Here is a 14,909-nt window from a genome sequence, read left to right as displayed (position 1 = left end):
CCCAATCCTAGGGAGCTTGCAACCGTTCAACCAGGCAGTGCCTCGGCCCATTCGAGAGCCAAGGCCAAGCCTTAGGCCAGAACCGGCTGCTTGCTGTCGGCGTAGAGGGGAAAGCGCTCACAGAGGACGGCCACCCGATCGAGGCAACGCTGGCGAATCGCATCATCCTCAGGATTGAGAAGACGGTCGGCAATTACATCTGCGACCTCCCGGAAGGCCTGCGCATCAAAACCACGGGTGGTGAGGGCAGCTGTTCCCAGCCGCAGGCCGCTGGTGACGAAGGGCGATTCGGGGTCGAAGGGAACGGTGTTCTTATTCGCAGTGATGTGCACATCACTGACCAACAGATCAGCCACCTTTCCAGTCATGCCGATGCCACGCAGATCCAGCAGCACCACATGGTTGTCGGTACCGCCGCTGACGACATCGATGCCGCGGGCGATCAGCTGTTCAGCGAGGGCTGCCGCATTGGCAACCACCTGCTGGCTGTAGGCCTTGAACGAAGGCTGCAGCGCTTCCCCGAAGGCCACAGCCTTGGCAGCGATCACATGCTCCAGAGGGCCACCCTGGCTGCCAGGGAACACAGCCTTATCGAACTTTTTGGCGAACTCGGCGTCGCGGCAGAGGATCAGGCCGCCGCGGGGGCCGCGCAGGGTCTTGTGGGTGGTGGTGGTCACCACATCGCAATGGGGCACCGGGCTGGGGTGCACACCAGCGGCCACGAGGCCAGCGATGTGAGCCATGTCGGCCAGCAGATACGCACCCACTTCATCAGCGATGGCACGGAATGCGGCGAAATCGATGGTGCGTGGATAAGCGGAATAGCCGCAAACGATCAGCTTCGGCTTGTGCTCCAAAGCCAGCTGGCGGATCGCCTCCATATCAAGGCGTTGGGTCTCCTTGTCGACTCCGTACTGAACAACGTTGAACCACTTGCCGCTGACGTTGACCGGGGAACCATGGGTGAGGTGGCCACCATGGGACAGGTCCAGCCCCATGATCGTGTCACCGGGCTGCAGCAGGGCGAGGAAAACAGCGAAGTTGGCCTGTGCACCGCTGTGGGGCTGGACATTGGCCCAGGCGGCACCAAACAACTGCTTGGCCCGCTCGATGGCCAGCTCCTCAATGGCATCAACGTGCTCACAACCGCCGTAATACCGCTTGCTGGGCAACCCCTCGGCGTACTTGTTGGTGAGCACAGACCCCTGGGCCTGCATCACCGCACGGGAGGCAAAGTTCTCCGATGCGATCAGTTCCAGGTGGGTTTCCTGACGCTGACGTTCTTGATTGATGAAAGCGGCGATATCCGGATCCGACTGAGCCAGATCAGCGTCGATGGCGCGTCCAGAAATCTGGCCCATGAAATGTCAGTAAAGCTTTGACCAATCGTAAGAAACCGCAGCGATCAGCCCGAGCGATCAACCAAAAAAAAACTGCCCGCCGGGGGCAGTTGAAACGCGCCTGGAGAGATTCGAACTCCCGACCCTCTGATCCGTAGTCAGATGCTCTAATCCGCTGAGCTACAAGCGCTTGCGCCAAACCATCAGACCCCATCGAGGGTCCGCTCGTCAACTGGGTGCGGGCCGCGTCAAGATTCAGGTGTTTCTGAGCCTGAGCAATGCCGATCCGCTGGTATGGCCCCGCCAACTCTGAGGATCCGACCTACCGGCATTTCGAACGCATCGTGAACCTGTGCCTGCATGGCGGCGTGTTCGCCGCGGTGAACAGCGGCGGCTGGTTTCTGCAGGAGATGCGCCACCCCTTTCCCGAAGGGAGCCTGACCTGGGTCACCAGCCTCTGGGCAAGCCTGTGGCTGGGCCAATTGATCTGGGTGATTCTTCAGCGCCCCAAGCCGGAGGAATAAAGCCAGCATGGATGCAATCCACTCCTCGATCCTTCCGGGCTGATGTCCCTCTCCGCCAGTGACCTGCAGGACCTTCAGAGTGCTTTGGCTGACCGCCTCTACGTGCAGATCAGCGGCTGGCATCTTTACCTCGGCGATGCCGACCTGGCCTCAGCCCTGGCGATTGAATGCAGTGCCCGCGTCAATCAAGGTGCTGAAGTAGCGGCCCGGCAGGCCCTTGACGCGGTCAAGGTGCCCCTGGCAGGAGGCGCCAGTCAGCTCCCGCTCTCCAAGCTGATTCCCCCCGCCCAGCTGAGAGATCTTGAAGAGATCCTCGAGCCGTACTGCAGATAAGGTTGCAGTCCATCCGCAGCGGTTGGTGTGCTGATCATTGAAGTCACCAACTCCAGAGATTTGGTGCGCCAACGCATCGGCCGCCTTGGTGAACGGCTGATTGGTCGGGTCGTGGACGCGGAGGCTCAGGTTGAAAAAGCCCTGATCCAGGAACTGGAAACCGCCTTTAAAGAATTTGGGATCGAGGCACGGATCGTGTCTGTTCAGGGCCCGCAACTCGTGGGTCGCGAGCAACTGGAACTTCCGATTCAGGTGCGTGAAGAGCTGGATGTTCGTCTCAGCGAGCCCTGAACCGGCCCACCACCAACTGCGTGACCTCACGCACCTCCGGCACCTTGAGTTGTGCACCGATTAAGGCAAACAAGGCCAAACCCAGCAGGCCAGGAGCAGACACCTGCAGCACTAGGCCCAGCAACCCTGCCGGCCAAGGCACAACGGTCACCAGGATTCCTGCACCCCCCGCTACCAGAACTCCGGCGATGGCAAGCCGCATCAGGTCCATCCCCCAGCGCCGCAGCGGCAGGCCTCCAACCTGTTGCTGCAGACCCACCAACAGGGCGAGGCAGGTGAGCAGGTTGATGGCAACCGTGGCGAGCACCAACCCTGGCGCGCCGAAATTGAACGGCGACTGATTCCCCCAAGGGGTCGGACCACCCACCAGCAGCCAGTCAAAAACCACGTTCAGACCGATCCCCGCCAGCGAGATCCGAAAAGGCGTCGTTCCATCGCCAAGGGCATAAAAGACGCGCACCAGCACATCCCTGCCGAGGTAAGCCGGCATGCCGAGGCCATAGGCCATCAACAGGCCCGTCACCAGCTGTGCGGCTGATGCATCGAAGGCACCACGCTCGTACACCAAGGCGACGATGGGGCCACCCAAAGCAATGAACAGTCCCCCCAGGGGGATCATCGATGCCGCAGACAACATCAACCCCTGTCGGATCCGATCGATCAGCTGCGGACGATCCTCAGGAGCCGTGAGCCTGGAAAAAGTGGGCAGCAAGGGCACCAGCAGTGCATTCGAGATCAGGCCCAGAGGGGTTTGCACCAGCAAATTGGCGTACCCCAGACCCGCCGCCGCACCGACGATGCCGGAGGCGAAAAACAGATCCGTGAACACATTGATCTGAAGCATTCCGGACGACAACGTCGCCGGCGCCATCACACGCCACACCTCCCGCACTCCCGGGTGCCGCCAGTCCCAGACCAGTTGGAAACGGGCCAACCCCTGCCGGATCAACGCCGGCAGCTGGATCAACCACTGCAGCAAGGCCCCCACCAACGTGGCCAAGGCCAGCACCACACCACCTGTCATGGCGGCGGACGGCAAGGCGATATCAGCGCCGAGCTGCCACCAGAGCAGTCCCACCCCCAGGATCAAGGCCCCGCTGGACATCAGCGGTGAAATCGCAGGGATCCAGAATTCGTAGGCGGCGTTGAGGGACCCGAAGCCGAGCCCGATCAGCCCCGCCAGCAGCGCCATCGGCGCCATCACCTGCAGCTGGACCCGTGCGATGGCGTGAAGCTCGGGGGCAAGGCCAGGGCCCACAAGGGTGATCAGAGGATCCGCCGCCAGCACCAGAACGATGGTGACCAGGAGCAACAGAGCACTGACGCTGGTGTTGAGCGCCGCAAGGATGTGCGCCCCTTCAGCCCGGGGGCGCCGGCTCAGCACGCTCACCATGGCGCTGTGGAAGGGGCCATTGATCCCCCCGAGCAGAATCAGCAGAAATCCAGGCAGTACATAGGCGTAGTTGTAGGCGTCATAGGCCGCGCCCACCCCGAAGGCCGCTGCGATCACCAGCTGCCGAATCAGGCCACCCACCTTGCTCAGCAAGGTGCCGAGGGTCACCACCAGTGCGATCCCCTTCAGTGAACGCGCCATTCGGCCCCCAGCATTGGGCGCATTGTGGAGGCACCACACGAGACCATGGGCCAATCTCGGCTGCTGCCATGACTGGCCTTCCCTCTCCGGGCGATGCCCTGCTGCGCTTTGAACCCCTAACGGAGGGTGTGCTGCTGAAGCGCTACAAACGCTTCCTGGCCGATGTGGAGCTGAGCAGCGGTGAGACCGTCACCGCCCATTGCGCCAACACCGGCCCGATGACAGGAGTCTTGATCCCTGGCCAACGGGTGCGTCTGCGCTACGCCCCCTCCCCCAAACGCAAGCTGGCCTGGACCTGGGAGCAAGCCGAGGTGCCAGGCGCCGATGGCCAACCTTGCTGGGTGGGCATCAACACGGCCCTGCCCAACCGACTGATTCGTGCCACGGTCGAAGCGGGGTGCCTGGCGGCCCAGCTCGGGGGCATTGAGGGGATCCGCGCTGAAGTGGCCTACGGCACGAACAAACGCAGCCGGATCGACCTCCTGCTGACGCCATCCGCGCAGAACCCTGATCAACGACCGATCTACCTGGAGGTGAAGAACACCACCTGGACCGACGGCAGCACGGCCCTGTTCCCCGACACGGTGACCGAACGGGGGCAGAAGCATCTGATTGAGCTGATGGGGCTCCTTCCGGACGCGCGTGCAGTGCTGGTGCCCTGCCTCAGCCGGCCGGACGTGACTGCCTTTGCTCCCGGTGACAGCGCCGATCCGCGCTACGGGGAGCTGTTTCGTCAGGCCACCAACAGCGGAGTGGAAGTTCTGCCGTGCTGCTTCAGCTTCAGCGCCGATGCGGTGCACTGGCAGGGGACACGCCTAGTCCACCTAGATTGATTTTGGTAGCAGATCGAACAAGGAACTGAGCCATCGCAGGGCACGGTGGGTGTGTTCATCTGGGAACATTTCCAGATGCCTCACGCAGCTCTGCACCCTCGTTCATGACAACTGCATTCCACGCGCCACCGCAAAGGCGGCGCAAAACCCTGCAGGAGGCCAGCCTCCTGGAAGGCCCGATGCTGCTCCTGAAGAGCATCCGGGGCTTCAGCTCCAATCGCGCCATGACCTGGCTCGCCTGCGCGCCCCTGGCGCTGATGGGCCTTGGCATCTTCACCCTGTCGGCCAAAGCCGAAGAGCTTCCTGAGCTCTCCGCCGCTTTCCTGGCCAACAACCTCTGGCTTCTGGTCGCCACCATCCTGGTGATCTTCATGAACGCCGGCTTCGCCATGGTCGAAGCCGGCATGTGCCGGCAAAAGAATGCCGTCAATATCCTCGCCAAGAACCTGTTCGTTTTCGCCCTCGCGGTGACCGCCTACTGGTTTGTGGGCTACTCCCTCATGTACGGCGACTCCGTCATTGGCGGCTGGCTGTATTTCGGGGGCCTCTTCTTCGACCCGACCGTCACTGCTGAGACCATCAGCGAAGCCGGCCTGGTTCCCACCGTTGATTTCCTGTTCCAGGCGGCCTTCGCCGGAACCGCAGCCACGATCGTTTCAGGTCTTGTGGCTGAGCGTATCAAGTTCGGCGAATTCGTGATCTTCGCCCTGGTGCTCACCGCAGTCATCTACCCGATTGCCGGTAGCTGGCAGTGGAACGGTGGTTGGCTCAGCGAAATGGGCTTCATCGATTTCGCTGGTTCCTCGATCGTTCACTCCGTTGGCGCCTGGGCCGGCCTCGTCGGCGCCATGCTGCTTGGACCCCGCATCGGCAAGTACGTCGACGGCAAGGTTCAGGCCATCCCTGGTCACAACATGTCCATCGCCACCCTTGGCGCCCTGATCCTCTGGATCGGCTGGTACGGCTTCAACCCCGGTTCCCAGCTGGCCATGGACCAGTGGGTCCCCTACGTGGCCGTCACCACCACCCTCGGTGCTGCCGGTGGTGCCATCGGCGCCACGGTGATCTCCACGATCACCTCCAAAAAGCCTGACCTCACCATGATCATCAACGGCATCCTGGCCGGCCTGGTGAGCGTGACTGCCGGTTGCGGCAACCTCACCCTGACGGGTTCCTGGGTGGCTGGTCTGGTGGGCGGCATCATCGTCGTCTTCTCCGTTGCCGCTCTCGATGCCGCAGGCATTGACGACCCCGTCGGCGCCTTCTCCGTACACGGTGTGTGCGGAGTTTGGGGCACGATCGTGATCGGTCTCTGGGGATACGACGTCCAGGGCGACGGCTCCGGCCTCGGCCTTCTGGTCGGCGGCGGCATCGACCAGCTCGGCATCCAGGCTCTGGGTGCTGCTGCCTATGCCATCTGGACCGTGGTCACCTGCTTCATCGCCTGGCAGATCATCGGCTCCCTCTTCGGCGGCATCCGCGTCACCGAACAGGAAGAGTCCGAAGGTCTGGACATCGGCGAACACGGCATGGAGGCCTACGCCGGTTTCTCCACCACCAACAACTGATTCCGCGTCGATCTGTTGCTGTTCTCAAGCCCGGCCGAATGGCCGGGCTTTTTTACTGCCTGAAGCAGCGCTTCAGGCCACATAGAGTTGCCCCACTCCAGCGCCCTCCATGGACACCCACGCCTTCAAGCGCTCCCTCCACCATTCCGAGCGTTACAACCGGCGAGGCTTCGGGCGCGCCGAGGAAGTAGCGGAGAGCCTTGAGCAGGCCTACCAGAGCGGCCTGATCGGCACGATCCGGGACAACGGCTACCGACTGGAACACGGCCGGCTCAACGTCCGGTTGGCGGAAGCCTTCGGCTTCTGCTGGGGTGTTGAACGGGCTGTGGCGATGGCCTACGAGACCCGCAAGCACTACCCGAGCGAGCGTCTCTGGATCACGAACGAGATCATTCACAACCCTTCCGTGAATGATCACCTCAGGGAAATGGATGTGCAGTTCATCCCTGTCGAACAGGGAGTGAAGGACTTCTCAGGTGTCACCTCCGGTGATGTGGTGATCCTGCCGGCCTTTGGTGCCACCGTTCAGGAAATGCAGCTGCTGAATGAACGGGGTTGCCACATCGTTGACACGACCTGTCCCTGGGTCTCCAAGGTTTGGAACACCGTCGAGAAGCACAAGAAGCACACCTTCACCTCGATCATTCACGGCAAGGTGAAGCACGAGGAGACACTGGCCACAAGCTCATTTGCCGGCACCTATCTGGTGGTGCTCGATCTGGAGGAAGCCCAGTACGTCGCGGATTACATCCTCGGCAACGGGGACCGAGATGACTTCATTCAACGGTTTGCCAAAGCCTGCTCTCCAGGGTTCGATCCCGATCGGGACCTCGAACGTCTGGGCGTGGCCAACCAGACCACGATGCTGAAGAGCGAAACGGAAGAGATCGGCCGCTTGTTCGAACGCACGATGTTGAGCAAATACGGTCCCACCCAGCTCAACGACCACTTCCTGGCCTTCAACACCATCTGCGATGCCACCCAGGAGCGTCAGGACGCCATGTTCTCCCTGGTGGATGAACCTCTGGACCTGATGGTGGTGATCGGTGGTTTCAACTCCTCCAACACCACCCACCTTCAGGAGATTGCCGTCAGCCGTGGGATTCGCTCTTTCCACATCGACACGCCCGAGCGCATCGACGTCGGCAGCAATTCGATCGAGCACAAACCACTGGCAGCCGAACTCCGTCGTGAGGGCGATTTCCTGCCTGAAGGCCCCGTGCGGGTGGGAATCACCTCCGGTGCCTCAACCCCGGATCGGGCGGTGGAAGAGGTGATCGAAAAACTGATGCAATTGAGCGAAAACTGAAGCGCAGAGAGCTTTACATTGGTTCATCTTTAATCGCCCTCCGCCGGCAGCTCCCCATCCGTGACGGTCTTGTCGCCCACTGAAACCGACAATCAGCTTCACGGTGCCGACCCGCAAGTGCGCTGCTACAGCAGCCACTTCGAGGATTCGATGCAGATGCTGGCGCCCCGAGCGGTGGTAGCTCGCTACCTGGATGACCATCAGAGCTGGTTTGAACGTTGCGCCAGCCCGATGCAGGTCGAGGCCATCGATCGGCAGTCCTACAGCCTGACCCTGGGGCGGTTCGGCAACTTCGGCTTTGAGGTGGAGCCAACGATCGCTCTGCGACTGCTGCCACAGCAGGAAGGGATCTATCGCATCGAAACCGTTCGAACCGTGCCGAAGTCGCTCGCCCTGCGCCATCACTACGACGTCGACTTCCGCGCAGGGATGCGCCTGATCTCCGAACAGGAACACACTTCAGTCCAGTGGGATCTGGATCTGAAGGTCTGGATCCGTCTGCCCAAGGTGATCACCATGCTCCCGGATCAGTTGGTCCAGAGCAGTGGTGATCATCTGCTCAAGCAGATTGTCCGTCAGATTTCACGACGGCTCACCTGGAAGGTCCAGGAAGATTTCCACGCCGCCCATGGTCTGAGCTGCCCACCGCGTCAGCGGGCAGCCTTCTGAAGAATCTTCAGCGGTTGGTCCAGATCTTGTTGACGATCTCCATGCCGCTGACGGCCTGCCAGAGGAACAGCGTGAGCATGCCCATGTTCAGGCCCACATGAGCCTTACGCGCAATCACATTGCCCCGCTGCATCAGGGGTGAGAGCGAGGCGGCAACGGCGATCATCCCGGTCATGGCCAGACCCACCAGCAGGTGCGGACCGACAAACAACTTGCCGTTGTTCAGATAGGTGACCGCCATGCCACCCAGGGTCCCGAGGGTCATCACGGCCAGCAGGATGCTGCCCCAGAGGTAGTGCCGCTGGGCGAACTTTTTCGGCACCAGTTCTTTGCGCTGTTCTGGGGTACCGGTGCGCGTTTTCTTGGCCTTGATCCCCAGGTAGAGAGCCCAACCACCAACGGCGAGCAGGCCCCACTCTGCTAGGGGGTGAGCGAAATTGAGGCTGAAGGGGAGGGTGGCGAGCATTGAAGGGGACTCTTCAGTGCCGCGAGGCTAGGGGGCCGGCGGCCCCCACCAGCGTCAATGCAGGAAATGGCGGCGCCCCGTGAGCTGCATCGCCAGGCCGAGCTCATCGCAAGCTTTGATCGAATCGGAATCGCGCATGCTCCCACCGGGATGGATCACGGCGGTGATGCCGTGGCTGGCGGCCAGACGCACCGTGTCGTCAAACGGGAAGAAACCATCACTGGCCAGAACAGCCCCCTGGGCTTTGTCACCCGCAGCCTCCAGCGCAATCCGCGCTGAGCCCACACGATTCATCTGACCAGCACCCACACCGAGGCTCTGGCCATCCTTGGCCACAACGATGGCGTTGGAGCGAACGTGACGCACCAAGCGCCAGGCAAATTCCAGGTCCTGCTTTTCCTGCGGCGTGGGCGGCCGCTGGCTGGCCACGGTCCAGTCGGCCGGGGTGATCGCCTGGTCATCGAGGTCCTGAACCAGGAGACCACCCAGGATGCTGCGCACGTGATCGGGGCCGGCCAGGTCAATGGCCGGCGGAGCCAGTTCCAACAGGCGCAGATTGGCTTTGGCCGCCAGCACCTCCCGTGCCTCGGGCGTGAAGCCCGGTGCCACGACGCATTCCAGAAACAGACTGGTGAGCTCACGGGCCGCCGTAGCTTCCACCACACCATTGATGGCGATGATGCCGCCGAAGGCACTCACCCGATCGGCATCCAGGGCACGCGTCAGTGCAGCAGGAATCGAAGCTCCGATCGCCACACCGCAGGGGTTGGTGTGCTTGACGACCACGGCGGCAGGCTGCAAGGCCGGAGCGGAACCATCGGCTCCGTAGCCGAACTCCCGCACTGTGGCGAGAGCCGCCTCGAGATCCAAGAGGTTGTTGGTGCTCAGCTCCTTGCCCTGCAGCTGAATCGCACCACCCCAACCCTGTTTGGGATGGCTGAACCAACGCGCTTTCTGATGGGGATTTTCTCCGTACCGCAGGGTCTGCCGCAGCGGCACCGCCTCCAGCCAGGGGCTATCTTCTGCAGCGGTTTGGTCGGCCATCCAGCGGCTGATCGCCGTGTCGTACGACGCCGTGTGCTGAAACGCTTCCAGGGCCAGTTGGCGCCGCAGCTCCGAAGGCACGCTCCCGCCCGACTCCGCCATGGCGGTCAACAGACGGTCGTATTGGTCAGGGCTGGTGAGAACAGCCACATCAGCATGGTTTTTGGCGGCCGCCCGAACCATGGCAGGGCCTCCGATGTCGATGTTCTCGATCGCCTGATCCCAAGTGACGTCAGGCCGAGCAATCGTCTCGCGGAAGGGATAGAGGTTGACCACCACCACATCGATGGGGGCGATGTTCTGCTGCTCAAGATCAGCCTGGTGGGACGCGTCACCCCGCTTGGCAAGAATCCCGCCATGCACCCTTGGATGGAGCGTTTTCACACGACCGCCAAGAATTTCTGGAGCCCCGGTGTGCTCCGACACACGGGTCACCGGAAGGCCGGCCTGCTCGAGCACCTTGGCCGTGCCCCCACTGGAGAGCAGCTGATAGCCATGGGTCCGATGCAGGGCCTCCGCCAAGGGCACCAGCCCGGACTTATCGGAAACACTCAGCAGAGCGACAGGAGCCATCGAAGGGTCGTGACTGGGTCGTGAGCCAACCTACGCAGCAGTGATGCTCATGCCCCATGGATGGCCGGCTGGTGCTGCTCCACGGCTGGGGAGCCAACGGAGAGGATCTCAAACCCCTGGGCGATCGCCTGGCGGGCGAGTGTTCCAAGACCCTTGATGTGGTGTGCCTGGAGGCTCCTGAGCTCCATCCCGACCAACCGGGAGGGCGTCAGTGGTACGGCCTGTTCCCAGCACAGTGGGATGCCGTGCCCGCGGCCGTTGAGCGCCTCAAGGCTCAACTTCAGGGCCTGAGCAGCTCAGGCCTTGGACTCGAACGCACAGTGGTGCTCGGCTTTTCCCAGGGGGGAGCCATGGCCCTGGAGGGAGGCTGCGCCCTGCCGATCGCAGGGCTGATCAGCTGCAGCGGCTATCCACACCCCAACTGGGCTCCGCCCCAGCAACACCCCCCTGTGTTGCTGATGCATGGTTCAGACGATCCCGTGGTGCCGTTCCAGGCCATGCAGTCGATCGCTACGCAGTTGCAGCCCGATCAATGCCAGACAATTCCATTCAAAAACGGCCACACCATCCCTGATGAGACGGTGAAGCCGATCCTGATGTTTATCGAGCGTGTTCTGGAGAACGCCTGATCAAACGAAGGCGTATTCGTACTCCTCCATTTCCTCCCAATCATCAGCGCCAAGCTCGAGCCCCTCGAAGAGCTTGTCTTCACCGATGGAATCGACAATCGTGCGCAATGAGGGGAAGAGGAAATGGTTCTCTTCGGCGTATTGAGCGCTGAACAGACCTTTCTCACCCCAGAAGAAGCGGTCGGTGGTGTGCTCATTGCGGCGCACATTCAGCAACGCCGGAGGCACCAGTCCACCCTCAGCGATGTAACGACGAGCGGCCGTCACGGGCTTGTACTCACCGGTTTCGAGGTGATGGGTTGGCACATGGGCCAGGACCCGCTGACCTGCCAGGCGACGACGGCTAATGCGCTTGCGCTTCTTGGACATGGAAGGGCTCCGGTACGAAAGGAAGAACGGGGTGGATCGTCAGAACAAACAGGTGCCGTCGGCGCGAAAGCGCCAGACGCAAGGGAAGCGTCGGGGCAATTGCAGACACACCACAATCACCGGCAGGACACCAACACCCAAGCGGAAACCAGCGGAGGACACTGCAACCTCTGCTGTAGCTTTGGTTGCGAAGCAATTGCAACCGTTGTGAGAGCTGGCGGGCGTCTGTTCATGGTGAACAGCGCCTCGGTCGATAAGAGGATCTTAAGACTTTTCCCAGATTTTTCAAGTCCCCCTGGCGCAGGCTTGACCAAGCGCCTGAATTGATCGTCCGGAACTGATGCAGCTCACCGATCGATTCTTCGATTTCACCGATCAACAGCTGGTTGATCTAACCGCCAAAGAAGGCATCCAGCATCTGGGGCTGTACGTCAGTGCGCCACCCAATCAGCAAGGCCCGCCACTGCTGCTGATCCGGCAATGGTCAGCCAATGAACGATCGCTTCCCCCTGCCGACGCAGACCCGAACCTGCGCCTGCCGCACGAGAGTCGGCGCTGGTACCCCCTCCAGGATGCCGGTCTGATCCTGGGTGCCCTGCGCGCGGACCTGGATCCGCAGCGGAGCTGGACGCTGACCCTGGACCAACGGATGCGGCGCAGTGCCGCCGCCATCAGCCACGCCCTGGGGCGTGACCTGGAATGCCTGCAACTTCGCCAGGAACTCAGCCAACAAAACGATCAGCTGCGCACCCTCGTGCATCAGCTGCGCAATCCACTGGCTGCCCTGCGCACCTACGCCCAATTGCTGCTGCGGCGGCTCGAAGACGACAGCTCCCACCGCCCACTCGTGGAGGGAATGCTCTCGGAACAACGCCAACTCGGCCAGTACATCGACGTGCTCGATGGCCTCGGGCAACAACGTCTCCCCGCACAGGACCCCCTTGGCCCCACCCTGTTGCCCCCAGGGCCTGCCGAAGGTGAGGCCACCATGCAAACCCTGCTGATGCCACTGCTGGAGCGGGCGGAAGCGACGGCAAGCCTGCAAGGCCGACCCTGGCGGGGGCCAGACCTGTGGCCCCAGTGGATTGATCAACCGTCCCAGGACGGAACGATCGCGGAGATCGTCGCCAACCTGCTTGAGAATGCCTTCCGTTACAGCCCAGCGGGCTGCAGCGTGGGGCTATGCCTGTTGCCCGATGGGCTCTGCGTCTGGGACAACGGGCCGCCGATCCCCCTGGAGGAGCGCGACCTGATTTTCGAGCGGGGAGCACGAGGGTCCACCGGACAGGACCGGGCGGGCACCGGCCTTGGGCTCGCCCTTGCACGCTCCCTGGCGGAGCAGCAGGGCCGCAAGCTCACGCTCTGCGTGGAGCCTTCCACGATCGTTCCGGATCTGCCCACTCAGGGCAATGCATTCGTCCTCAGCTGGCCGGCAGGAGCAAGGCCAGACCCAACAACGTGACCATCTCGGTGAGCACAAGAGCTGCTCCATAGCTGTCACCGGTGTGCCCCCCCAATCGTCGCCCAAGGCTCTGGGCGACAAGGATCGCCACCACGCCCCCCAGGAGAAGGGGCATAGCCCCCACCCAACCAACCAACACCAACACCACCAGAAGTGAGGGCAGGGCATCCCAGAGCGGCCTGCCGTGCTCGCGATGAAACGCCGCGGTTCCATCCGCGCGGAGGTAGTCGAAACGTGCCATGGCCCAGAGCGGTGCCACCCGGGCCCAGAACGCCGCCAGGCAGAGCCCGAGCGGGGCCTGCCCCCCCAACTGGATCAATGCCGCAACCTGCAGCAGCAGCACTATCACGAGAGCCAGCACACCACTCGCGCCCACCCGGCTGTCCTCCATCGCCTCGAGCCGCCGCTCCGCTGGCGCCCCGAGGCCATCCGCCGTGTCGATCAGGCCGTCGTGGTGCAAGCCACCACTGAGCTGGATGCCGAGAGCCACCACGCAAAGGGCACAGGCCGCCGGAGGCCAGGAGAGCCTGGACAGACCAATCCAGAGCAGCCCCTGCAACGCACCGATCAGCAGCCCCATCCAGGGGGCGAAGCGGGCAATGCGCTGAAACGAGGGCTGCGGCCAGGGCCATGCGGGCAGCACTGTGTAGAAGATCCAGGCTCCCGCCAGATCGGAAAGCCAGGGCGGAACGATCCTGGGAATGGCGCGAGGGATGCAATCGGCCCTCACCGTAGGGTCAATGCAGGGGCGGATCAGTCGTGTTCGGCTTCGAGATCAACGCGCATTGCGCCAACACATCAGCACGGTGCGGCACCTTTGAGACCCCGCATGGGCCGGTGCACACACCACGCTTCATGCCGGTGGGAACCCTGGCCACCGTCAAGGGCATCAGCACGGAGCAGCTGGGGCGCACGGGAGCCCAGATGGTGCTCTCGAACTCCTACCACCTGCACTTGCAACCGGGGGAGGAGATCGTGGCGGCGGCCGGTGGCCTGCACCGGTTTATGGGCTGGAACGGCCCGATGCTCACCGACTCCGGCGGCTTTCAGGTGTTCAGCCTGGGAGACCTGAACAAGATCGATGACCGTGGGGTGGTGTTCCGAAACCCCCGCGATGGACGCACCATCGACATGACCCCGGAACATGCCACCCGGATCCAGATGGCCCTCGGGGCGGATGTGGCCATGGCCTTCGACCAGTGCCCGCCCTATCCGGCGACGGAGAACGACGTCATCGATGCCTGTCGCCGCACCCATGCCTGGCTCGAGCGCTGCGTCACAGCCCACACCCGCGAGGATCAAGCGCTGTTCGGCATCGTTCAGGGCGGCTGTTTCCCCCATCTGCGGCGGGAGAGTGCCATGGCCGTCGCCTCCTTTGATCTGCCGGGCATTGCCGTCGGTGGCGTCAGCGTTGGTGAGCCCGCTGAGGAGATGCATCGCATCGTGCGCGATGTCACGCCCCTGCTTCCCTCACACAAACCGCGCTACTTGATGGGTATCGGCACCCTGCGCGAGATGGCCATTGCCGTGGCCAACGGGATCGACCTGTTCGACTGCGTCTTGCCCACTCGACTCGGCCGTCATGGCACCGCCCTGGTGGACGGTGAACGGTGGAACCTGCGCAATGCACGCTTCCGCCACGACCACACCCCCCTGGATCCGAGCTGCTCCTGCGTGGCCTGCACCGGGCACACCCGGGCCTACCTGCATCACCTGATTCGCAGCGAAGAGCTTCTGGGCCTCACCTTGTTGAGCATTCACAACATCACCCATCTGGTGCGTTTCACCTCGGCCATGGCACAAGCCATTCGCGACGGCTGTTTTTCAGAGGATTTCGCTCCCTGGGAGCCAGACTCGCCAGCCCATCACACGTGGTAGCGTCCAGCCCAACGCCTTTTTGATGCA

16 protein-coding genes and 1 tRNA gene are annotated in these 14,909 nt (G+C 62.7%); 10 read left to right on the top strand and 7 right to left on the bottom strand.

The window, feature by feature from the left end; genetic code table 11:
• Positions 1 to 71: 71 nt before the first annotated feature.
• Both glyA and DXY02_RS03955 read right to left on the bottom strand, forming a co-directional pair.
• Complete coding sequence (glyA, locus tag DXY02_RS03960; RefSeq protein ID WP_114988126.1) at positions 72 to 1,361, bottom strand: serine hydroxymethyltransferase; 1,290 nt, start codon at positions 1,359 to 1,361, stop codon at positions 72 to 74.
• Positions 1,362 to 1,456: 95 nt separating this feature from the next.
• Positions 1,457 to 1,530, bottom strand: a tRNA-Arg gene (locus DXY02_RS03955).
• 88 nt (positions 1,531 to 1,618) lie between these two features.
• Between DXY02_RS03955 and DXY02_RS03950 the strand changes: the two genes are divergently transcribed.
• The 3 genes from DXY02_RS03950 to DXY02_RS03940 are packed head-to-tail and all read left to right on the top strand — an operon-like array spanning position 1,619 to position 2,488.
• Positions 1,619 to 1,864 (top strand): hypothetical protein, encoded by a 246-nt coding sequence (locus DXY02_RS03950; RefSeq protein ID WP_114988125.1) that lies wholly within the window; start codon positions 1,619 to 1,621, stop codon positions 1,862 to 1,864.
• A gap of 42 nt (positions 1,865 to 1,906) precedes the next feature.
• Positions 1,907 to 2,197: a DUF3181 family protein gene (locus DXY02_RS03945; protein ID WP_114988124.1), complete on the top strand. Its 291-nt coding sequence runs from the start codon at positions 1,907 to 1,909 to the stop codon at positions 2,195 to 2,197.
• Positions 2,198 to 2,224: 27 nt separating this feature from the next.
• Positions 2,225 to 2,488, top strand: a complete 264-nt coding sequence (locus DXY02_RS03940; RefSeq protein ID WP_114988123.1) for a cytochrome-c oxidase — start codon at positions 2,225 to 2,227, stop codon at positions 2,486 to 2,488.
• Here DXY02_RS03940 and murJ read toward each other — a convergent pair.
• Positions 2,475 to 4,082 carry a murein biosynthesis integral membrane protein MurJ gene (gene murJ, locus DXY02_RS03935; protein ID WP_114988122.1) on the bottom strand — a complete coding sequence of 536 codons (1,608 nt, stop codon included), beginning with the start codon at positions 4,080 to 4,082 and terminating at the stop codon, positions 2,475 to 2,477. The genes DXY02_RS03940 and murJ overlap by 14 nt on opposite strands.
• 68 nt (positions 4,083 to 4,150) lie before the next feature.
• Between murJ and sfsA the strand changes: the two genes are divergently transcribed.
• The 4 genes from sfsA (at position 4,151) to DXY02_RS03915 (ending at position 8,461) form a co-directional block, all read left to right on the top strand.
• Complete coding sequence (gene sfsA / locus DXY02_RS03930; protein ID WP_114988121.1) at positions 4,151 to 4,915, top strand: DNA/RNA nuclease SfsA; 765 nt, start codon at positions 4,151 to 4,153, stop codon at positions 4,913 to 4,915.
• 104 nt (positions 4,916 to 5,019) lie between these two features.
• Positions 5,020 to 6,483 (top strand): ammonium transporter, encoded by a 1,464-nt coding sequence (locus DXY02_RS03925; RefSeq protein WP_114988120.1) that lies wholly within the window; start codon positions 5,020 to 5,022, stop codon positions 6,481 to 6,483.
• Positions 6,484 to 6,592: 109 nt separating this feature from the next.
• Complete coding sequence (locus tag DXY02_RS03920) at positions 6,593 to 7,792, top strand: 4-hydroxy-3-methylbut-2-enyl diphosphate reductase (protein WP_114988119.1); 1,200 nt, start codon at positions 6,593 to 6,595, stop codon at positions 7,790 to 7,792.
• 60 nt (positions 7,793 to 7,852) lie between these two features.
• On the top strand, positions 7,853 to 8,461 hold the full coding sequence (locus tag DXY02_RS03915) for a DUF1997 domain-containing protein (RefSeq protein ID WP_114988118.1): 609 nt from the start codon (positions 7,853 to 7,855) through the stop codon (positions 8,459 to 8,461).
• Positions 8,462 to 8,468: 7 nt separating this feature from the next.
• On the opposite strand, the gene DXY02_RS03910 is transcribed toward DXY02_RS03915, so the two are convergent.
• Positions 8,469 to 8,927 (bottom strand): DUF4079 domain-containing protein, encoded by a 459-nt coding sequence (locus DXY02_RS03910; protein ID WP_114988117.1) that lies wholly within the window; start codon positions 8,925 to 8,927, stop codon positions 8,469 to 8,471.
• 54 nt (positions 8,928 to 8,981) lie between these two features.
• Positions 8,982 to 10,544 carry a bifunctional phosphoribosylaminoimidazolecarboxamide formyltransferase/IMP cyclohydrolase gene (purH, locus tag DXY02_RS03905; protein ID WP_114988116.1) on the bottom strand — a complete coding sequence of 521 codons (1,563 nt, stop codon included), beginning with the start codon at positions 10,542 to 10,544 and terminating at the stop codon, positions 8,982 to 8,984.
• Positions 10,545 to 10,600: 56 nt separating this feature from the next.
• Between purH and DXY02_RS03900 the strand changes: the two genes are divergently transcribed.
• The gene (locus tag DXY02_RS03900) at positions 10,601 to 11,173 is read left to right on the top strand and encodes an alpha/beta hydrolase (protein WP_114988115.1); all 573 of its coding nucleotides are present in this window, start codon (positions 10,601 to 10,603) and stop codon (positions 11,171 to 11,173) included.
• Here DXY02_RS03900 and DXY02_RS03895 read toward each other — a convergent pair whose 3' ends face one another.
• Positions 11,174 to 11,542, bottom strand: coding sequence for a DUF3155 domain-containing protein (locus DXY02_RS03895; RefSeq protein WP_011363271.1), 369 nt, complete (start codon positions 11,540 to 11,542; stop codon positions 11,174 to 11,176).
• Between the two features lie 340 nt (positions 11,543 to 11,882).
• Between DXY02_RS03895 and DXY02_RS03890 the strand changes: the two genes are divergently transcribed.
• A complete protein-coding gene (locus DXY02_RS03890) occupies positions 11,883 to 13,004 on the top strand; it encodes a sensor histidine kinase KdpD (protein WP_114988114.1) in 1,122 nt (373 codons plus the stop codon).
• On the opposite strand, the gene cobS is transcribed toward DXY02_RS03890, so the two are convergent.
• Positions 12,964 to 13,734, bottom strand: a complete 771-nt coding sequence (gene cobS / locus DXY02_RS03885) for an adenosylcobinamide-GDP ribazoletransferase (protein WP_114988113.1) — start codon at positions 13,732 to 13,734, stop codon at positions 12,964 to 12,966. The two genes, DXY02_RS03890 and cobS, sit on opposite strands and share 41 nt — an antisense overlap.
• A gap of 29 nt (positions 13,735 to 13,763) precedes the next feature.
• On the opposite strand from cobS, the gene tgt reads away from it, so the two are divergent.
• Positions 13,764 to 14,882, top strand: coding sequence for a tRNA guanosine(34) transglycosylase Tgt (gene tgt / locus DXY02_RS03880; RefSeq protein WP_114988112.1), 1,119 nt, complete (start codon positions 13,764 to 13,766; stop codon positions 14,880 to 14,882).
• Positions 14,883 to 14,909 lie beyond the last annotated feature (27 nt).

The sequence above is a fragment of the Synechococcus sp. N19 genome (genome assembly GCF_900474045.1).
GTDB lineage: Bacteria > Cyanobacteriota > Cyanobacteriia > PCC-6307 > Cyanobiaceae > Parasynechococcus.
This window is presented reverse-complemented; position numbering and strand designations above follow the sequence as displayed.